The 18,460-nt window shown below is 72.2% G+C and carries 19 protein-coding genes; 11 read left to right on the top strand and 8 right to left on the bottom strand.

What is annotated here, in order from left to right; translation table 11 throughout:
- Nucleotides 1-191: 191 nt before the first annotated feature.
- The 4 genes from glnII to ACFC1T_RS32280 all read right to left on the bottom strand — a co-directional run bounded on the left by glnII (nucleotide 192) and on the right by ACFC1T_RS32280 (nucleotide 4,440).
- Nucleotides 192-1,214 carry a glutamine synthetase GlnII gene (gene glnII, locus ACFC1T_RS32295; protein WP_375894540.1) on the bottom strand — a complete coding sequence of 341 codons (1,023 nt, stop codon included), beginning with the start codon at nucleotides 1,212-1,214 and terminating at the stop codon, nucleotides 192-194.
- Between the two features lie 162 nt (nucleotides 1,215-1,376).
- Complete coding sequence (locus tag ACFC1T_RS32290; RefSeq protein WP_375894537.1) at nucleotides 1,377-2,342, bottom strand: SCO1860 family LAETG-anchored protein; 966 nt, start codon at nucleotides 2,340-2,342, stop codon at nucleotides 1,377-1,379.
- A 215-nt stretch (nucleotides 2,343-2,557) separates the two neighbouring features.
- On the bottom strand, nucleotides 2,558-3,235 hold the full coding sequence (locus tag ACFC1T_RS32285; protein ID WP_375894534.1) for a uracil-DNA glycosylase: 678 nt from the start codon (nucleotides 3,233-3,235) through the stop codon (nucleotides 2,558-2,560).
- A 113-nt stretch (nucleotides 3,236-3,348) separates the two neighbouring features.
- Complete coding sequence (locus tag ACFC1T_RS32280; protein WP_375894531.1) at nucleotides 3,349-4,440, bottom strand: amidohydrolase family protein; 1,092 nt, start codon at nucleotides 4,438-4,440, stop codon at nucleotides 3,349-3,351.
- A gap of 98 nt (nucleotides 4,441-4,538) precedes the next feature.
- On the opposite strand from ACFC1T_RS32280, the gene ACFC1T_RS32275 reads away from it, so the two are divergent.
- Nucleotides 4,539-5,618, top strand: a complete 1,080-nt coding sequence (locus tag ACFC1T_RS32275) for a pyridoxal-phosphate-dependent aminotransferase family protein (protein ID WP_375894530.1) — start codon at nucleotides 4,539-4,541, stop codon at nucleotides 5,616-5,618.
- 52 nt (nucleotides 5,619-5,670) lie between these two features.
- On the opposite strand, the gene ACFC1T_RS32270 is transcribed toward ACFC1T_RS32275, so the two are convergent.
- Entirely contained in the window at nucleotides 5,671-7,311 is a 1,641-nt protein-coding gene (locus tag ACFC1T_RS32270; protein WP_375894528.1) for an APC family permease, read from the bottom strand.
- A gap of 299 nt (nucleotides 7,312-7,610) precedes the next feature.
- Here ACFC1T_RS32270 and ACFC1T_RS32265 point away from each other — a divergent pair, with 299 nt between their 5' ends.
- Nucleotides 7,611-9,200 carry a TauD/TfdA family dioxygenase gene (locus ACFC1T_RS32265; protein WP_375894525.1) on the top strand — a complete coding sequence of 530 codons (1,590 nt, stop codon included), beginning with the start codon at nucleotides 7,611-7,613 and terminating at the stop codon, nucleotides 9,198-9,200.
- Nucleotides 9,201-9,251: 51 nt separating this feature from the next.
- On the opposite strand, the gene ACFC1T_RS32260 is transcribed toward ACFC1T_RS32265, so the two are convergent.
- A complete protein-coding gene (locus ACFC1T_RS32260; protein ID WP_375894522.1) occupies nucleotides 9,252-10,031 on the bottom strand; it encodes a GntR family transcriptional regulator in 780 nt (259 codons plus the stop codon).
- A 399-nt stretch (nucleotides 10,032-10,430) separates the two neighbouring features.
- On the opposite strand from ACFC1T_RS32260, the gene ACFC1T_RS32255 reads away from it, so the two are divergent.
- The 8 genes from ACFC1T_RS32255 (at nucleotide 10,431) to ACFC1T_RS32220 (ending at nucleotide 16,584) form a co-directional block, all read left to right on the top strand.
- Complete coding sequence (locus ACFC1T_RS32255; protein WP_375894520.1) at nucleotides 10,431-11,600, top strand: ABC transporter substrate-binding protein; 1,170 nt, start codon at nucleotides 10,431-10,433, stop codon at nucleotides 11,598-11,600.
- An 8-nt stretch (nucleotides 11,601-11,608) separates the two neighbouring features.
- On the top strand, nucleotides 11,609-12,598 hold the full coding sequence (locus ACFC1T_RS32250; protein ID WP_375894517.1) for an ABC transporter permease: 990 nt from the start codon (nucleotides 11,609-11,611) through the stop codon (nucleotides 12,596-12,598).
- Complete coding sequence (locus ACFC1T_RS32245; protein ID WP_375894617.1) at nucleotides 12,598-13,407, top strand: ABC transporter permease; 810 nt, start codon at nucleotides 12,598-12,600, stop codon at nucleotides 13,405-13,407. Before ACFC1T_RS32250 ends, ACFC1T_RS32245 begins: the two co-directional genes overlap by 1 nt.
- Nucleotides 13,408-13,438: 31 nt before the next feature.
- Nucleotides 13,439-14,524: an ABC transporter ATP-binding protein gene (locus tag ACFC1T_RS32240; protein WP_375894514.1), complete on the top strand. Its 1,086-nt coding sequence runs from the start codon at nucleotides 13,439-13,441 to the stop codon at nucleotides 14,522-14,524.
- Nucleotides 14,525-14,588: 64 nt separating this feature from the next.
- The gene (locus ACFC1T_RS32235) at nucleotides 14,589-15,296 is read left to right on the top strand and encodes an HAD family hydrolase (protein ID WP_375894512.1); all 708 of its coding nucleotides are present in this window, start codon (nucleotides 14,589-14,591) and stop codon (nucleotides 15,294-15,296) included.
- A gap of 7 nt (nucleotides 15,297-15,303) precedes the next feature.
- Complete coding sequence (locus ACFC1T_RS32230) at nucleotides 15,304-15,624, top strand: DMT family transporter (RefSeq protein WP_375894509.1); 321 nt, start codon at nucleotides 15,304-15,306, stop codon at nucleotides 15,622-15,624.
- 423 nt (nucleotides 15,625-16,047) lie between these two features.
- Nucleotides 16,048-16,290 (top strand): hypothetical protein, encoded by a 243-nt coding sequence (locus ACFC1T_RS32225; protein ID WP_375894506.1) that lies wholly within the window; start codon nucleotides 16,048-16,050, stop codon nucleotides 16,288-16,290.
- A 96-nt stretch (nucleotides 16,291-16,386) separates the two neighbouring features.
- On the top strand, nucleotides 16,387-16,584 hold the full coding sequence (locus tag ACFC1T_RS32220) for a hypothetical protein (protein WP_375894504.1): 198 nt from the start codon (nucleotides 16,387-16,389) through the stop codon (nucleotides 16,582-16,584).
- A 92-nt stretch (nucleotides 16,585-16,676) separates the two neighbouring features.
- On the opposite strand, the gene ACFC1T_RS32215 is transcribed toward ACFC1T_RS32220, so the two are convergent.
- Nucleotides 16,677-16,820 (bottom strand): DUF397 domain-containing protein, encoded by a 144-nt coding sequence (locus ACFC1T_RS32215; protein ID WP_375894615.1) that lies wholly within the window; start codon nucleotides 16,818-16,820, stop codon nucleotides 16,677-16,679.
- A gap of 329 nt (nucleotides 16,821-17,149) precedes the next feature.
- Between ACFC1T_RS32215 and ACFC1T_RS32210 the strand changes: the two genes are divergently transcribed.
- Nucleotides 17,150-17,800, top strand: coding sequence for a DUF3592 domain-containing protein (locus ACFC1T_RS32210; protein ID WP_375894501.1), 651 nt, complete (start codon nucleotides 17,150-17,152; stop codon nucleotides 17,798-17,800).
- Nucleotide 17,801: 1 nt separating this feature from the next.
- Here the strand turns inward: ACFC1T_RS32210 and ACFC1T_RS32205 are convergent, their stop codons facing one another.
- A complete protein-coding gene (locus ACFC1T_RS32205) occupies nucleotides 17,802-18,317 on the bottom strand; it encodes a pyridoxamine 5'-phosphate oxidase family protein (RefSeq protein ID WP_375894499.1) in 516 nt (171 codons plus the stop codon).
- Between the last annotated feature and the right edge of the window lie 143 nt (nucleotides 18,318-18,460).

Below are 18,460 nucleotides of genomic sequence, written 5' to 3'. Positions count from 1 at the left end.
CCGACAACGACGACAGCCGGCCGCCCACACCCGCGCCAGGTCCACGTGCAGTCGGCGCACGAGGAGGCGGGGGCGGGGAGCGGTCATGCGCTCGATTATGCCCGACCCGGCGAACACCGGGCAGGGCAGAGCCCGTAGGCCCTCCCCCGGGCGGGGAAGGGCCTACGGACGGTGCACGCCAGGGGCGGGGATCAGACCTGGCCGGCCTTCTCCAGGGCCGCGCAGCAGGTGTTGATCAGCAGGCGGGTGACGACGTACGGGTCGACGTTGGCGTTCGGGCGACGGTCCTCGATGTAGCCCTTCTGCTCCACCTCGACCTGCCACGGGATGCGGACGGACGCGCCGCGGTTGGAGACGCCGTAGCTGTAGACGTTCCACGGGGCGGTCTCGTGCTTGCCGGTCAGGCGGGACTCGATGTCGGCGCCGTACTGGGTGACGTGGTCCATCACGATCTCCTGGGAGGCGCCGAGCGACTCGCAGGCGGTGATGATGGCGTCGTAGCCCTCGCGCATCGCCTTGGTGGAGAAGTTGGTGTGGGCGCCCGCGCCGTTCCAGTCGCCCCGGGCCGGCTTGGCGTCCAGGGTGGCGTCGATGCCGAACTCCTCGGCGGTGCGGTAGAGCAGGTAGCGGGCGATCCACAGGTCGTCCGAGACGGTCAGGGCGTCGACCGGGCCGATCTGGAACTCCCACTGGCCGGGCATGACCTCGGCGTTGATGCCGCAGATCGCCAGGCCGGCGTCCATGCAGCGGTCCAGGTGCAGCTCGACGATCTCGCGGCCGAAGACCTCCTCGGCGCCGACGCCGCAGTAGTAGCCGCCCTGCGGGGCCGGGAAGCCGCCCTCCGGGAAGCCCAGCGGGCGGGAGCCCTTGAAGAAGGTGTACTCCTGCTCGATGCCGAAGATCGACTCCTGCACGGTGTACTTCTCCTCGACCTCGCGCAGCAGGGCGCGGGTGTTGGACTCGTGCGGGGTGCCGTCCGTCTCCAGGACCTCGCACAGGACGAGGATGTTGTCGCCACCGCGGATCGGGTCCTTGGTGACCTTCACCGGGTCCAGCACGCGGTCCGAGGCGTGGCCCTCGGCCTGGTTGGTCGAGGAACCGTCGAAGCCCCAGGTCGGGATCTTGTCGGCGTTGGGCAGGACGCGAGTCTTGGAACGGAGCTTCGCGGTCGGCTTGGTGCCGTCGATCCAGATGTACTCGGCCTTGATTGCCACGGCGTGTCCCTCGATTGCTGGGTGGTGGATGCCCGCGTAGCGTCGCAAGCCGCCGTTTCCCGGTTGTTCCTCTCGTGTAACGCGCATGTGAACCAACCGTCCGCATCGGCACGGTCACGGTGCGGGAGTGCCGGGCGTGGCACCCCGCACCGCTGCGGGTGCTCAGCCGCGACGGGCGTGCGCGGCCCGGCGGCGCCGGGTGGCCCACAGCGCGGCCGCACCGCCCGCGACCAGGGCGGCGGCCCCGGCGGCCAGCGGGCCGGTGGCGCTGCTGCCGCCGGTGGTGGCGAGCCGCTCGGGCTTCTCCACCGCCGCCTGCGGCACGGCGGCGCGCGAGGTGCCGGCGTCCGCGACCGGCTGGGCGGCGGGCGCGGACGTCGGCACGGCGCTCGGGGTGCCCGGCGTGCTCGGAGTGCCGGTGGCGGCGGGGCCGGACGGCTTCTCGCAGCTCACCGAGGCGACGGTGATCTTCCCGGTGACCTTGGCGACGTTCAGGTTGAGCGGGTTCACCTCCACCTGCACCTCCAGGGCCGAGGCGGCGGCGGTGGTCGTGGTGGTGCTCTTCTTGGAGAACTCCACCGACACGCTGCCGACCAGCGGCACGTCCACCTTGGTCGGGCCGTACAGCCCGACGGTGACGGGCTTGCCCAGCACGGTCAGCTTGGCGGGGGCGACGACGTTCGCGGTCGGCTGCCCGTCGACCGGGCAGGTGGCCTCGGCGCTCATCGCCTCCAGGCCGAGCAGCGCGGTGGCGGGCAGGCCGGGGGCGTGCACGTCGGCGTTGACCAGCTTGACGGAGGCGGTGGCGCCCTTGGCGTCGACCCGGGTGACGGACGTGCCGATGTCCGCCTTGACCAGCTCGACCGGGCCGTTCTGGTCGACGCCCGCGACCTTGGCGGTCAGCACCGAGCCGTCCCTCTGCTCAGGCGTCTCCACCTTGTTGAGCGCGATGTCCACCGGGACGTCGACCGCCTTGTTCAGGAAGCTGACGTCCAGGGCGACCTCGGCGGTGACGGCTCGGGCCTTGCCCGACGAGGGCGCGGTCGTGGCCGGCGCGGAGGCGGTCGACCCGGTCGTGGCCGGCGCGGCCTGGACGGGCCCGGCGGTGAGCAGCGTGCTCACCGCCACGGCGGCGGATGCGGAAACGATTCGGCGAGACGGCCGGGACAGCTGGGAAGACCGGAAGGACCGGGAAGACATGGCGAGACCCCCACACAGGTGAAACGATGAGCCGCCAGTCTTCTCAAACGATCCGTCACATGAGCCTCACGGAACGTCATTTCACTCGTTGGGGTGAGATTGACGTCCGACACTGACCGGGATCTGCTACGGGGGCAACTCCCTTACGGCAGCCGCCAGTCCACCGGCTGCGCCCCCTGCCGCACCAGCAGCTCGTTGGCCCGGCTGAACGGCCGCGAGCCGAAGAAGCCGCGGTCGGCCGACATCGGGCTCGGGTGCACCGACTCCACCGTCGGGATGGTGCCCAGCAGCGGCCGCAGGTTGCGGGCGTCGCTGCCCCACAGGATCGCCACCATCGGACCGCCGCGCGCCACCAGCGCCCGGATCGCCTGCTCGGTGACCGCCTCCCAGCCCTTGCCCTTGTGGGCCCGGGGGTTGCGCGGCTGGGTGGTCAGCGCCCGGTTCAGCAGCAGGACGCCCTGCTGCGTCCAGGGCGTGAGGTCGCCGTTGGACGGCTGCGGCAGGCCGAGGTCGGTGCCGTACTCCCGGAAGATGTTGATCAGGCTCGGCGGGATCGGCCGGACCTCCGGTGCCACCGAGAAGCTCAGGCCGACGGCGTGGCCGGGCGTCGGGTACGGGTCCTGCCCGACGATCAGTACCCGGACGTCGGCGATCGGCTGCTGGAACGCCCGCAGCACGTTCGGCCCGGACGGCAGGTAGGTGCGGCCCGCCGCGATCTCGGCGCGGAGGAAGTCGCCCATCGCGGCGATCTGCCCGGCGACGGGTTCAAGTGCGGTGGCCCAGCCGGGCTCGACGATCTCATTCAGTGGACGCGGTGCCATGGTCGTCACCCTATCGGCCGATACCGACAGGGCGTCACGACGGAGGGTCACCGCGAACGATCACTGCGGACGGTCGACGGGCTGCCCACCGCCTCGCCGACCGCCGCGCCCGGTCACCCCACCGGCCGCCCCCGCAGCACCACCGTGCGCGGGTCCGCGAGCACCCGGACGTCCGCCCGCGGGTCCTCCTCGTACACCACGAAGTCCGCCGGAGCGCCCTCCTCCAGCCCCGGCCGCCCGAGCCACTCCCGTGCGCCCCAGCTCGCCGCCGACAGCGCCTCGGCCGGGCTCAGCCCCGCCTTCACCAGCTCCGCCACCTCGTCCGCGACCAGCCCGTGGGCGAGCGAACCGCCCGCGTCGGTGCCGACGAACACCGGGATGCCCGCGTCGTGCGCGGCGCCCACGGTGTCGTAGCGGCGCTCGTGCAGCCGCCGCATGTGCGCCGACCAGGCCGGGAACTTGGCCTCGCCGCCCGCCGCCAGCTGCGGGAAGGTGGCGATGTTGACCAGGGTCGGCACGATGGCCACCCCGCGCTCGGCGAAGGCCGGGATCAGCTCCTCGGTCAGCCCGGTGGCGTGCTCGACGCAGTCGATCCCGGCCGCCAGCAGGTCCGGCAGCGACTCCGCCGCGAAGCAGTGCGCGGTGACCCGCGCGCCCTCCTCGTGCGCCGCCGCGATCGCCTCGGCCAGCGCGTCGCCCGGCCAGCAGGCGGCGAGGTCGCCGCGCTCGCGGTCGATCCAGTCGCCGACCAGCTTCACCCAGCCGTCGCCCCGCCGGGCCTCGGCCCGCACGTAGGCAGCGAGGTCCCCGGGCTCGATCTCGTGGGCGTAGTTGCGGATGTAGCGGCGGGTGCGGGCGATGTGCCGGCCGGCCCGGATGATCCGGGGCAGGTCCTCGCGCTCGTCGATCCAGCGGGTGTCGGCGGCCGAGCCGGCGTCGCGGATCAGCAGGGTGCCCGCGTCACGATCGGTGAGCGCCTGCTTCTCGCTGGTCTCGGCGTCCACGGCGCCGTGCGCGTCCAGGCCGACGTGGCAGTGCGCGTCCACCAGGCCGGGCAGCACCCAGCCCGTCACCGTCCGGACGTCCCCGGCGGTCGGCGGTCGGGTGAAGCTCACCCGCCCGTCCACCACCCAGAGTTCGTCCCGGACCTCCTCCGGACCGACCAGCACCCGGCCCCGGACGTGCAGCACCGCACCTTCAGTCATGGCCGCACTCTACCGACGGGCGCGTTCCCTGCCACCGGCACGCATGCGGCAGACTCGTTGCCGCACCCACCACCCGCCCCGTGAAAGGCCGTGACGCCGTGAGTTCCTTGCTCGACCTCCCCCCGCTCAGCGCCGCCGGGTTCGCGGCGATCGAGGACCAGGTCGCCGCGCTGCTGCACACCGGGGCCGACGTCATCGTCACCCAGGGCGAGGCCCTGCTGCCGCTGGAGGCCGCGATCCGCGGCGCCGCGCACCCCGGCTCCACCGCGCTCAACATCGTCACCGGCCCGTACGGCCAGACCTTCGGCAACTGGCTGCGCTCCTGCGGGACGACGGTGGTCGACCTCGCGGTGCCCTTCGACAGCGCGGTGAGCCCCGAGCAGGTCGGCGAGGCGCTGGAGAGCCACCCGGAGATCGACTTCGTCTCCCTGGTGCACGCCGAGGCCGCCACCGGCAACACCAACCCGGTCGCCGGGATCGCCTCCGTGGTCCGTGCGCACGGCGCCCTGCTGATGCTCGACGCGGTCGCCTCGGTCGCCGCGGAGCCGCTGCTCACCGACGAGTGGGGCATCGACCTGTGCGTGATCGGCGGCCAGAAGGCGATGGGCGGCCCGGCCGGGGTCTCCGCCGTCTCCGTCTCCGAGCGCGCCTGGGAGCGGATCGCCGCCAACCCGGCCGCCCCGCGCCGCTCCTACCTGTCCCTGCTGGACTGGAAGGAGCGCTGGACGGACGCCGGCCGCACCGTACTGCCGCACGCCCCGGCCCAGTTGGAGATGCTCGCGCTCGGCGCCTGCCTGGACCGGATCGCCGCCGACGGCCTGCCCACCGTGATCGCCCGGCACCGCGCCGCCTCGGCCGCCACCCGGGCCGGCGCCCGCGCCCTCGGCACGCTCAGCCCGTACGTCCACCAGGACGCCGCCGCGGCTCCGGTCGCCACCACCCTGCGCACCCCGGCCGGGGTGCACGCCGCCGAGCTCGCCGCCGCCCTCGACCCGGCGCTGCCCGTCCAGCCCGGCGGCGGGGCGCTGGCGGCCTCCATGCTCCGCGTCAACCACTACGGCACGGCGGCCTCGCTGGACACCGTCCGGGCCTGCCTGACCGCCCTCGCCACGGCCACCGGGGGCGACGCCGACGCGGCGCTGGAGGCGGCCGGGGCGGCGTGGGAGGCCGCCGCCTAGGAAACGCCGAACGGCCCCCGGATCGCTTCGGGGGCCGTTCTCCCGGCTGCGCTCAGTGCCCGCCCGCGTCCACCACCTCGACGCCCCGGATGTTCCGCTCGATCTCCTCCGCCGGCAGCGCGACGGACAGCGCCCAGTAGTAGATGAGCAGCGAGAACACCACCACGACCCCGATGTCCCACCACAGCGGCAGGTTCCCCTGGGCGCCCACGCCGAAGGTGCCCTGCCAGGAGACGATCCCCATCCCGACCAGGTAGACCGGCAGCCACTGCCCGGCCTTGAAGTCCATCCGCGGCGCGTTCGGCACCCCCTTCGAGGCGGCGTACGCCGAGTACCCGCCGAGCAGCGCGTACCCGATCAGGATCGCCAGCCCGAGGCGCCACAGGGTGTCCCAGCCGGACCAGTAGATGACCAGGCTCGCCACCGCGAAGGCGATCGGCGAGATGACCGTGCCGGCCGGCAGGTGGTACGAGCGCTCCATCCCGGGCAGCCGCTTGCGCAGCACCCCGAAGGCCAGCGGCGCGCCCGCGTACATCAGCACCACCGCCGAGGTGATGAAGCCGACCAGCTTCTGCCAGCTCGGGAACGGCAGGAAGCAGACCACCCCGGCGACCCAGGCGATCAGCAGCCCGAGCCAGGGCACCGAGTTGCGGTCGGTGTACTGCAGGGCCTGCGGCGCGTAGCCGTTGCGGCTGAGGCCGTAGGTGACCCGGGAGCTGGAGGTGATGTAGACCAGTCCGGTGCCCGCGGGCGAGATCACCGCGTCGATGAACAGGATCGTCGCCAGCCAGCCGAGGCCGATCAGCGTGGCGAGGCCCGCGAACGGGCCGCTGATCCCCGGGTAGTCGAGCTTGGCCCAGCCCCCGGCGAAGGTCTCCGGCGGCAGGGCGCCGATGAACACCACCTGGAGCAGCACGTAGATGATCGTGCCGATCACCACCGACCCGAGGACGGCCCGGGGGATGTCCCGGCGGGGGTTGCGGCTCTCCCCCGCCCACTGGATGGCCTGCTCGAAGCCGAGCAGCGCGAAGATCACGCCGCTGGTGCTGATCGCGGCGAGCACGCCCTTGGCGCCGTCCGGGGCGAAGCCGTGCACGGTGAAGTTGGAGCCGTGGAAGTCCTGGATGCCGAGCGCGAAGATCGCCAGGATCGGGATCGCGACCTTCCACACGGTGGCCACGCTGTTGGTGTGGGCGAGGAGCCGGACGCCGAGGAAGTTGATCGCGACGAACACGCCCATCAGCACGGCCGCGACCAGGAAGCCCGTCCCGGTCAGCGTCAGGTCCTTGTTGAGGAAGCCGTCCGCCCAGGTCCAGTGCCGGGCGTAGTTGATCATCGCCTGGACCTCGATCGGCGCGATGGTCGCGGCCTGGAGCCAGGTGAACCAGCCGAAGGACATCCCGGCGAAGCCGCCGAAGGCGTAGTGGGGGTAGCGGGCCGTGCCGCCGGCGACCGGGAACAGTCCGCCCAGCTCGGCATGGATCAGCGCCAGCAGGACGATCGCCACCGCGCCGATGCCCCAGGACAGCAGCGCGGCGGGCCCGGCCGCCACCGCCGCCTTCTGCGCCCCGAACAGCCAGCCGGAGCCGATGATCGCACCGACCGAGGCGAAGAGCAGCCCGGCGACGCCGACCTCGCGCTTCAGCCCGCCGTGCCCCGTGGGGGGCGATGCCGTCGTATTGGAATGGGCCATGGCGCCACGCCTCTCACCTCGGGGAATCCCCCCGACAGTGCCGCAGCGGCATCCGCACCCACCGAGAAACGCGCCGCGCCCCACGCCCCCTCACCCGAACGGCCGGAGCGGACGGCACCCTGCCGCCGGTCGGCGCGGCACCATCCGCCCGGCCCAGCCCCGCCCCGACGGTTTTCGGTCACTCCCCCCGACACAGTTCCCCGGGCGTTCATCCGACCGGCACGCGGAACTCACCGGGGACCGGCAGGCTCCGCCCAGAGCCGAAGTTGGCTAGACAACTTACCGCCGAGGAGGAGACCGTGACCGAGCTGCCGCCGTACTGGCTGCGCGACAACTGCCCCTGTGCCGACTGCCGGGACCCGCGCAACGGCCAGAAGCTGTTCCAGATCGACGACCTCCCGCCGGACCTCGCGATCGCCGCGAGCACGGAGACCGACGGCCACCTGGAGGTGCTCTGGTCCGACGGCCACCGCTCCCGCTACCCGCTCGCCTGGCTGGCCGAGCCGGCGGGCGGCGACGGCCGCACCGAGCAGGACAAGCGGCTCTGGACGGCCGCCGACTTCGCCCGCGGCATCCCCGAGGCCGACTGGGGGGCCTACCTCACCGACCCCGCCGAGCAGGCCGCCGTCCTCGCCGCCGTCCGGCACAGCGGCTTCGCGGTGCTGCGCGGGGTGCCCACCGTGGAGCGGCAGGTGCTGCGGGTGGCCGAGAGCTTCGGCTACGTGCGGGTCACCAACTACGGCGAGCTGTTCGACGTCCGGGTCGAGCCGGACCCCAACAACCTCGCGTTCACGAACAGGACGATCGCCCCGCACACCGACAACCCGTACCGCGACCCGGTGCCGACCCTCCAGCTGCTGCACTGCCTGGAGAACTCGGCGACCGGCGGCGACTCCGGCCTGGTGGACGGCTTCCAGGCAGCCGCGATCCTCCGGGACGAGGCCCCCGAGGACTTCGCGACGCTCACCCGCACCCCCGTCCCCTTCGTCTTCCGCGACCGCCGCACCGAACTGCGCGCCGACCGCCCGCTGATCGACGTGGACCCGCTGGGCCGGATCCGCGAGGTCCGGTTCAACAACCGCTCGATCGGCACCCTCCGCGGCGACGACCGGGAATCCTTCTACGCCGCCTACCGCCGGTTCGCCGCGATCACCCTGCGCCCCGAGCTCCAGCTGACCTTCCGGCTCGGCCCGGGCGACTGCCTGGTCTTCGACAACACCCGCCTGCTGCACGCCCGTACGGCCTTCCAGCAGGACGGCCACCGGCACCTCCAGGGCTGCTACGCGGACCTGGACTCCCTGCACAGCACCCTCGCCGTGCTGCACCGCCGCACCGCCGCCCTGGACGAACTGGCCGGGCTGTTCGCGCGCGAGGGCGCCGGGGAGTACCTGGGCGAGGCCGTCACCATGGCCGAGCACATGCTCCAGGCCGCGGCCGCCGCCGAGGCCGCCGGGGCCCCCGGCCACCTGGTCGCCGCGGCCCTGCTGCACGACGTCGGGCACTTCTTTGATGAGCACGGCCACGGCACGCTGCACGGAAGGGATCTGATGGAGGGCCAGGACAACCGGCACAGCCACACCGGCGCCGACCGGCTGGCCGCCTGGTTCGGCCCGGAGGTCACCGAGCCGGTCCGGCTGCACGTGGCCGCCAAGCGCTACCTGTGCGCGGTCGAGCCCGGCTACCGCGCCCGGCTCTCCGAGGCCTCCGAGTACACCCTCACCGTCCAGGGCGGCCCGATGGACGCCGACGAGGCCGCCGCCTTCGCCGAACTCCCTGGCGCCGTCGACGCGGTGGCCGTGCGCCGGTGGGACGAGCAGGCGAAGGAGCCGGGCCTGCGGACGCCGGACTTCGAGCACTACCGCCCGCTGCTCGCCTCGCTCATGCGGTAGGACGCGCAGGACGCGCAGGACGCGCAGGAACCCCGAACGACGCCCGGGAGCTCAGTCCAGCTCCCGGGCGTGCCGCGAAAGCGCCGACGTGGCCAGCGAGTTGTGCACGCTGAACGCCACCGTGCCGGGCAGGTAGCGGTCCTGGGACCACTCCACCGGCGTGCCGGTCGGGTCGGTGGTGCGCCGCCGCTCGCGCAGCAGCGGGCCGCCCCGGCGGCAGCCGAGCAGTCGGGCGTCCTCGGCGTTGGCCGCGACGATGTCGATGGTGTGGTCGGCGTCGGTGAACAGGATGCCGTGCTCGCGCAGCACCTCGGTGTGCGAGACGACGTCCGGCGGCAGCTCGGCGACGATCTCGCCGACCCGCGGCGGGTAGATCGTCCGCTCGACCATCACCGGGGTGCCGGACAGCGTCCGCAGCCGGACCGTGACGTACACCTCGGCGCCGGGCTCCAGCCGCAGTTGCTCGCGCTCGGCCGCGTCGGCCGGTCGGCGCACCAGGGAGTCCAGGATGCCGCCGGGCTCCTCGCCCATCGAGTACGCCCAGTGCGTGAAGCTGAGCAGTTCCGAGAAGCTCTGCACCCGGGCGCCGCCGAGCACCACCCGTCGGGTGCCGCGGCGGGAGGTGACCAGCCCGTCGGAGCGCAGCACGGCGAGCGCCTGGCGGACGGTGCCGCGGGAGACCCCGTACTGCTCGGCCAGCGCGCCCTCGGCGGGCAGCCGGCCGGCCTCGCCGTACGCGCCGGTGGTGATGGCCTCGCGCAGATCGGCGGCCACCTTGCGGTACAGGGCTCCGGCCGTGCGCTCGACTGGGCGCCCGGGCTCTACTGCCACGTCACTCAATTGACCCTCCAGGGGCGGTGTCCAGCGCAGCCGTACCGGCACGGACAGCCCGACCTTATCCCGCTGCGCCGTTCGAGCATCGCACCGAACGGATCACGCACCGATGGCCGGATTCCACCGTTCCCGCAGCCGACCCCGGTTCTGGGCCGTCCGTTCACCTTCCCGTCACCGAACTTCGGGTTACTTACCTCCGTCAGCGAAGTTGGCTAGTCAACTCGGACGGTTCCGAACGGATACCGGACGAACGCGGCAAGGAACCCCGACGGATCTCCCGACGGGCCACCGACGGATCCGCGCCCCGGCCACTCGCACGATCGATCCCCCGATCAGATCGGACACCACTCCCGTGCAGCACCCCCTTCGCAGTACACCCGATCAGGAGACTGACCCGTGTCCGTGCACCGTGCCCGCTCCGCCGCCTTCGCGGCCGTCCTGACCGCCGCCGCGCTGTCCCTCACCGCCTGCGGTTCCGCCGGCTCCTCCACCGCGAAGTCCGGCAGCGACGCCGCGGGCGGCAAGAGCGCCAAGACCGCCACCTCGGCCGCCGACTTCGGCGGCATGGACGCCCTGGTCGCCGCCGCCAAGAAGGAAGGCAAGCTGCACGTCATCACGCTGCCGCGCGACTGGGCGAACTACGGCAAGCTGATGGACGGCTTCAAGGCGAAGTACGGCATCGACATCGAGGACGAGAACCCGGACGGCTCCAGCCAGGACGAGATCAACGCGATCACGTCCCGCAAGGGCCAGGACCGCGCCCCCGACGTGGTCGACCTGGGCGCCGCGTTCGCCACCTCCGGCGGCAAGCAGGGCCTGTTCGCCCCCTACAAGGTCGCCGACTTCGACAAGATCCCGGCCTCCATGAAGGACGCCAACGGTCTGAGCTACAACGACTACGGCGGCTACGTCTCGATCGCCTGCGACGCCAAGAAGGTGTCGGCCTGCCCGAAGACCTTCGCCGACCTGCTCAAGCCCGAGTACAAGGGCATGGTCGCGCTCAACGGCAACCCGACCAAGGCGAACGCCGCGTACAGCGCCGTCATGGCCGCCGCCCTGGCCAACGGCGGTTCGCTGGACAACATCCAGCCCGGCATCGACTTCTTCGGCAAGCTCAAGCAGGCCGGGAACTTCAACCCGGTCGAGGTCACCCCGGCGACCATCGAGAAGGGCGAGACCCCGATCAGCGTCGACTGGTCCTACCTGAACGCCGGCTACACCGACAAGTTCAAGGACAAGGGCATCGACTGGCAGGTCAGCATCCCGTCCGACGGCATCTACGCCGGCTTCTACAACCAGGCCATCAACAAGGACGCGCCGCACCCGGCCGCCGCCCGCCTGTGGGAGGAGTACCTCTACAGCGCGGAGGGCCAGAACGGCTACCTGGGCGGCTACGCCACCCCGGCCCTGTTCGACGCCATGAAGGCCGCGGGCACCCTGGACGCGGCCGCCGCCGCCAAGCTCCCGGCCATCGAGAAGCCCTTCACCACCTTCCCGACCGACGACCAGACCACCGCGGCCAAGAAGGTCGTGACGGAGAACTGGGCCAAGGCGATCTCGGGCTGATCTGACTGATGACTACGGCTCCCACCCCGGTGCCGGCCAGCGCCTCCGCCGCCCAGAGCGGCGGGGGCGCCCCCGGCCCCGTCTCCCCCGCCCCGGCCCCGGTCACCGCCACCACGGTGCACACCGAGGCCCCCCGCCCGGCCGCGCGCCGGGCCCGCGGCAGCCGCGCCTGGCTCGCCGCCCTCCCCCTGATCCTCTTCTTCGCGATCGGCTTCGGCCTGCCCGCCGTCGCGATCGTCATCGGCGCCTTCACCACCTCCTCGGACGCCCCCGACGGCGGCGGCGCCTTCACCCTCGACAACCTCACCGGCTCGCTCCAGGGCGCCTACTGGACGGCCCTGTGGGGCAGCGTGAAGCTCTCCCTGCTGACCGCGCTGATCGCCACCGTGGTCGGCCTGCCGCTGGCCCAGGCCGTGGCGACCTCCCGGTTCCGCGCCTTCCGCGAGGCCGTGATGTCCGCCTCCGGCGTGCTCGCCAACTTCGGCGGCGTCCCGCTGGCCTTCATGTTCGTCGCCACCCTCGGCAACTCCGGCGAGGTCACCAAGAAGCTCGGCCTGACCGCGCACGGCTGGAACCTCTACACCTTCTCCGGCCTGTCCGTGGTCTACCTGTACTTCCTGGTGCCGCTGATGGTCATCACCATCACCCCGGCCCTGGAGGGCCTCAAGGTCCAGTGGCGCGAGGCCGCGTACAACAACGGCGCCACCGGCGTGCAGTACTGGCGGCACGTGGCGCTGCCCGTCCTGCTGCCCTCGCTGCTCGGCGGCTTCGTGCTGCTGTTCGGCGCCTCCTTCGCCGCGTACGCCACCGCCGAGGCCATGGTGGGCAGTTCGGTGCCGCTGATCTCGATGCAGATCGGCGACGCGCTGTCCGGCAACGTCCTGGTCGGCCAGGGCAACCTCGCCCTCGCCCTCGGCCTCGACATGATCGTGGTCGCCTGCCTGGTGATGGCCGTGTACCTGCCCCTTCAGCGCCGGAGTGCCAAGTGGCTCGCCTGATCAATCGCATCCGTTTCGGCCGCGGCCTGGTCCTGCTGCTCTGCGGGATCTACTTCGCGGTGCCGCTGGTCTCGTCGGTGGTCTTCAGCGTCGACGACCACAAGAACGGCACCACCTTCCGCGCCTACACCGAGCTGCTGAACGCCCCCGGCTTCACCGACAGCCTGGTGCTCAGCCTCGAACTGGCCGTCGTCACCGTGGCGGTGCTGCTGCTCCTGCTCGTCCCCGCGGTGCTCGCCGCCCGGCTCGGCGCGCCGAAGCTGCGCCCGGTCATCGAGGTCATGTGCTCGATGCCGCTGGTCGTCCCGGTGGTGGCCCTCACCACCGGCATCATCGGCGTGCTGCGCTGGGGCCCGGACTACCTCCAGGACACCCCGTTCTTCCAGACCATGGTGGCCATCCAGAACCCGGACTTCCCGATCGTCCTGGTCATCGCCTACGTGCTGATGGCCCTGCCGTTCGCCTACCGGGCCATCGACGCCGGACTGCGCGGCGTGGACGTGGTCACCCTGGTCGAGGCCGCCCGCAACTGCGGCGCCGGCTGGCTGCGCGCGGTGTTCACCGTCGTCCTGCCGAACCTGCGCAGCGCGCTGCTGAACGGCGCCGTGCTCACCGTCGCCCTGGTGCTCGGCGAGTTCACCACCGCCTCCATCCTCGGCTTCGGCCCCTTCTCGGTGTGGATCAACTCCAACGGCAAGAGCGACGGCCAGATGTCCGTCGCGGTGTCGATGCTCAGCCTGCTGATCGTCTGGCTCGTCCTGCTGCTGATGTCCGCCGTCGGCCGCGGCCGCAAGGCCGCCCGGTCCTGAACCACCCCCCGTTCTCCAGGAGTTACCAGCCATGACCACGGCCACCGCCACCGCCTCCCGGGCCGCGACCGCCGCCGGCGGCGCCACCGTCGAGTTCCGCTCGCTGCGCCGCGCGTTCGGCGCCACCACCGCCCTCGACGGTCTGGACCTGACCGTCCGGCCCGGTGAACTGCTCGCCCTGCTCGGCCCGTCCGGCTGCGGCAAGACCACCGCGCTGCGCATCCTGGCCGGCTTCGAGCAGCACGACTCCGGCGAGGTGCTGGTCGACGGACAGGACATCACCTCGATCCCCGCCCACAAGCGCGACGCGGGCATGGTGTTCCAGTCGTACAGCCTCTTCCCGCACCTGACCGCGCTGGACAACGTCGCCTTCGGGCTGCGGATGCGCGGCACCGGCAAGGCCGAGCGCCGCAAGCGCGCCCAGGAGCTGCTGGAACTGGTCGGCCTGCCGCACCGCGCCGAGCACTACCCGCACCAGATGTCCGGCGGCCAGCAGCAGCGCATCGCGCTCGCCCGCGCCCTCGCCCTCCAGCCGCGCGTGCTGCTGCTGGACGAGCCGCTGTCCGCGCTGGACGCCAAGGTCCGCCTCCAGCTGCGCGAGGAGATCCGCCGCCTCCAGCAGGAGCTGGGCATCACCACCCTGTTCGTCACCCACGACCAGGAGGAGGCGCTGTCCATGGCCGACCGGGTCGCCGTACTGCGGGCCGGGAAGCTGGAGCAGTGCGCCACCCCGTCCGAGCTGTACGGCCGGCCGGCCACCCCCTTCGTCGCCGAGTTCGTCGGCACCATGAGCCGCATCCCGTGCACCCGCACCCCGGACGGCGTCGAGGTGCTCGGCCGCCGGCACGCGGTCGACGGCACGGCGCCCGCCGACGGCGAACTCCAGGTGCTGGTCCGCCCGGAGAACGTCGTCCTCACCCCGTCCGCGACCGGCCCGGCCCAGGTGGTCACCGCGTCCTTCCTGGGCGCCGTCACCCGGCTCACCGTCCGCCTCGACGACGGCACCGAGGTCAAGGCCGACCTGCCCACCGAGGCCGCCGCCGCCCTCCCGGCCGGCGCGCGCGCCGAGCTCACCCTGCCGGAGCGCCCGGTACTGGTGGACCGCCGCACCGCCTGAGCGGCCCGTCTGGGATCCTCGTTACCGCCTCTGCACCCTCAGAAGAACCACCGAAGGTACCGCCATGCCTGAAACCGTCCCGTCCGTTCCCACTCCCTCCGCCCCCGTCCCCCTCCCCGCCGCCGTCCTCTTCGACATGGACGGCACCCTGGTCGACACCGAGCAGCTGTGGTGGAAGGCCGCCGCCGAACTCGCCGAGGAGCTGGACCACCCGCTCACCGACCAGGACGCCCCCGAGGTGCTCGGCCAGGCCGTCGAGCACACCGCCGCCCACCTGCACAGGGTCAGCGGCACCAGCCGCCCCGAGGCCGAGCTCGCCACGGTACTCGGCGAGTCCTTCGCCGCCAAGGTCGCCGCCGAGACGGTGCCCCGCCCCGGCGCGCTCGCCCTGCTGGCCGCCCTGCGCGACGCACAGGTGCCCACCGCGCTGGTCTCCGCCTCCCCGCGCCTGGTGGTGGACCTCGTCCTGTCCTCCATCGGCCGCGACTGGTTCGCCGTCACCATGGCCGCCGAGGACACCCCCCGCACCAAGCCCGCGCCGGACCCGTACCTGGCCGCCGCCGAGCGGCTCGGCCTCGACCCGGCCACCTGCGTCGCCGTCGAGGACACCCCCACCGGGGTCACCTCCGCCGCCGCGGCCGGCTGCGCGGTGCTCGCCGTACCCTCCACCGCCGTCCCGATGCCCGACGGCCGGCGGATCACCCTGCTGGACAGCCTGGAGCGCGCCGACCTGGCCCTGCTGGGGAAGCTCTCCACCGCCCCGGCCGTTTGACAGCGACATGCCCTACGTCCTGCTCGCCCTCGCCATCCTGAGCGAGGTCTGCGCCACCAGCTGCCTCAAACTCACCGAGGGCTTCACCCGCCTCTGGCCCAGCCTCGGCGTCGGGGTCGGCTACGCGCTGTCCTTCTACCTCCTCGGCCGCGCCCTCAAGCACATCCCGGTCTCGGTCGCCTACGCCGTCTGGTCGGGCGCCGGAACGGCCGCGGTCGCCGGCATCGGCGTGGTCGCCTTCGGCGAATCACTGGGCAAGGTGCAGATCCTCGGCATCGCCCTGATCATCGTCGGAGTCGTCGTCCTCAACCTCAAGGGCGGCCACTGATTAACCGTCAATTCGCCTGCCCCCGGGCCGGGTCGGAGCACCGGAACACCGGCGCCCCGACCCGGCCCGTTCGCTACCGCGTTCCCATGACCGCCCCCAAGGCCCCAACACTGCCGCTTCGTCCACCGCGAACTCTCCCGCCAGCTCCCGGAGTTCGACCCCCAGGCCACCAGCCTCTCACCCAGCGGCAAGAGCCTCCAACCCACCCTCGCCCAACCCTGGGACACCCTCGGCGCCCCCCGACCGGCACCACCGAGGTCTACTACGCCGCCGCCATCGTCGCCAACAACCACGGCCCCGCCATCGACGCCTTCGGCACGTTCTGGGGCCGGTACTACGGCGGCAAGGGCAAGGGCTCACAAGTGCGAGCCTTACGCCACCCGGTACGACGATCCCGCGGATCTGGTCGCGGTCGACAAGTACATGCGGAAGTACATCAGGGAGAACGGACGCCCACTCAACAGTCCGGTCCCGATCGAAGATATCCTCGGACCCGACGGCCACAAACGCTTCACCGGTTTCTACAAGGATCCGCAGGATCCGAGCCGCTACCTGCCAGTGGACTTCGAAGGCGGGGAAATCGCTACCTTCTACGAACCCGATACACATGGAAAGTGGCATCTGGTCACCTCCTACGCCAACCAGGCAGCGGGAAAGTATCCATAGGACGTCATGGAACCTGAACTCGCCGGATTCATGCGGCATTACCTCAATGTCGAGATGGCCTTCTCCTACATGGATCGCCTGAAGAGAACCATCAGCATGTCGAACCCCATATGGGGTGAAGAACTCCAGAAGTGGTTCACTCAACTCTTCGCCGAGCGGGATCTCACCCGGGGTGAGTACTGCGAACTCACCTGGGTCGAGTTCGAGACCGAGGAGGAGATGTACGACTACCTGACGAAGGTCCACGCCTACCTCTTCCTCGACACCGAGGAAGCCCCGATCCCACCCGATTGAGGTTTCGTCGTTGCGGGCGGCTCCGGCCCCGCCGGAGCCGCCCGCGCTCCGAACCAGCCGAGTTCGCCGGCCCTGATGCCCGCGACGAGGCCCTACCAGGCCTTGAGGGTGAACTGGAGGTTCGGGCCGCTCTTGTCCTTCGAGTCGCGGATCACGATCCCCGAGGTCAGCCGCTGCGCCTCCACACAGGCCCCACCCTGCTCGCTGCTGCTGCTTGAGCATGCCGATCGACCGATCGTGGCAGGTGCGGCACTTGTGGGTACCCGCCGTCGGCGAGACCGTCACCATGACGGCCGCCGAGTTGTAGATCGCCACGCCGGGGGCGCCCCTCGTCCTGGCCGAAGTCATCGAGGTGAAGGGCGACTTGGCCACCCGCTCTTACCGGGGCGTCCTCCGCGGCCGCCTGTCGGTGCCGACGATGATGACCGGGAAGTCGGACCGGCCGACTTTCTACTCCCATCGGGAGCACGCGACGGCGTCATCGACGAGCCTGAGCCCCCGCCCGAGGGGCGGCAGGGGCCGGGCGTAGCGTTCCACCCCGGCGCATCGAGGAGCGGGGGTAGCAGTGGCGGGGACGGGAACCAGGCGCGGGACGGTCGCGCTGGCGGGTGCGCTGGTGGCGGCGGTGCCGGTCGGGACGTTCGGGCTGGTGGCGGTGAGTACGTACATCGGTTTCGGTACGGCGTCGCTGCTCGGGTTGGTGGTCGGGGTGGCCTGGGTCGTGGGCGTGGTCCGGCTGCTCGGGGCGGCGTTGGGCTGCTGGATGGCGGCGTTCGGCGCGGTCCTGTGGCTCCTCGCGCTGGGGTCGGTGGCGTCGGCCCGGGATTCGGTGATCCTGAGCACGTCCGGGGTGACCGCCACCGCCCGTGTCACGGCGGTGCACGACCGCCCGCAGGGCAAGCAGCCGAGCTCGTCGTACGAGGTCGCCGACGAGAACGGCGTACCGATCCCGAACGGCATGGTGTCCGCGGGCCTGCACTCGCACGCGGTCGGCGACCGGCTCACCGTCCGCTACGACCCCAGGGGTGTCGCGGAGGCACGCCTCCCGGAGAACGTCGACTTCCTCAGGGACGGGGCCGTCGCCCTCGGCCTCAACGCCGTCCTGCTGGCGGGCACAGCCGGTCTCGGGGTGTCGGTGGTCCGCAACGGCCGCCCGCGCCGGGTGCCGTACCGGCGCGGCCTCGTCATCGGCGGCAGCCCGCGGGACGGGCGGTGAGCTACTCCCGCACCACCCGGGCCCGCAGGTAGTTGCGCCGTCCGAAGTTGGGCTCGTCGACCGCCGTGAGGTCCTCGACCTGGAACCGGTACAGCGCCGCCGCGCCGCCCCCGGTGAGGTACTGCCGCCGGACCTCCTCGTCCTGGGCGAAGGCCGGGTACCGCCCCTGGTAGGCCGCCAGGGCGGCTTCCGCCTGGTGCCCCCAGGCCTCGCCCGCGCTGCCGGTCAGCTGGAGTCCGCGCAGTTGCTCGCCGAAGGCGGGCGGCGGCAGGAAGACGGTGGCGGCGGCCCGGGCCTCCTCGGCGAGGTGGTGGCTGTGCCGGGTGGAGCGCTCGCTGACGAAGTAGAGGACGAGGTCCTCGTCGTAGGCGAAGAAGGCGAGGTTGGCGTGCGGTCCGTGCTCGTGGCCGGCGGTGGCGAGGGTGAGCACCATGGCCTCGGCGAGCAGTCCTTCGACGCCCTTGTGCAGCAGGTCGCCCGGCCAGTCCCCCTGCGTGACGTCGAGTCGGTACGGCATTCGGCACTCCCTCCGCTGGCGCCCGGTGCCTTCGCGCCCCGAGCACGACTGAGCCGGGCGGGCGCCCCCGTCAGGGGCCGCACGCCCGGCTCACATGCTCCACCCGCCGTCCGAAACCGGACAAGGGGCGGGCCGCTCACGAA

Source organism: Kitasatospora sp. NPDC056076, from assembly GCF_042266305.1.
Lineage (GTDB): Bacteria > Actinomycetota > Actinomycetes > Streptomycetales > Streptomycetaceae > Kitasatospora.
This window is presented reverse-complemented; position numbering and strand designations above follow the sequence as displayed.

Excerpts from the sequence above, each read along its gene's own strand:
- ACFC1T_RS32220 (WP_375894504.1), top strand. The coding sequence starts at position 16,387 with ATGTCGAACCCCATATGGGGTGAAGAACTCCAGAAGTGGTTCACTCAA.
- ACFC1T_RS32205 (WP_375894499.1), bottom strand. The coding sequence starts at position 18,317 with ATGCCGTACCGACTCGACGTCACGCAGGGGGACTGGCCGGGCGACCTG.
- ACFC1T_RS32235 (WP_375894512.1), top strand. The coding sequence starts at position 14,589 with ATGCCTGAAACCGTCCCGTCCGTTCCCACTCCCTCCGCCCCCGTCCCC.
- ACFC1T_RS32250 (WP_375894517.1), top strand. The coding sequence starts at position 11,609 with ATGACTACGGCTCCCACCCCGGTGCCGGCCAGCGCCTCCGCCGCCCAG.
- ACFC1T_RS32270 (WP_375894528.1), bottom strand. The coding sequence starts at position 7,311 with ATGGCCCATTCCAATACGACGGCATCGCCCCCCACGGGGCACGGCGGG.
- ACFC1T_RS32225 (WP_375894506.1), top strand. The coding sequence starts at position 16,048 with ATGCGGAAGTACATCAGGGAGAACGGACGCCCACTCAACAGTCCGGTC.
- ACFC1T_RS32285 (WP_375894534.1), bottom strand. The coding sequence starts at position 3,235 with ATGGCACCGCGTCCACTGAATGAGATCGTCGAGCCCGGCTGGGCCACC.
- ACFC1T_RS32280 (WP_375894531.1), bottom strand. The coding sequence starts at position 4,440 with ATGACTGAAGGTGCGGTGCTGCACGTCCGGGGCCGGGTGCTGGTCGGT.
- ACFC1T_RS32240 (WP_375894514.1), top strand. The coding sequence starts at position 13,439 with ATGACCACGGCCACCGCCACCGCCTCCCGGGCCGCGACCGCCGCCGGC.
- ACFC1T_RS32230 (WP_375894509.1), top strand. The coding sequence starts at position 15,304 with ATGCCCTACGTCCTGCTCGCCCTCGCCATCCTGAGCGAGGTCTGCGCC.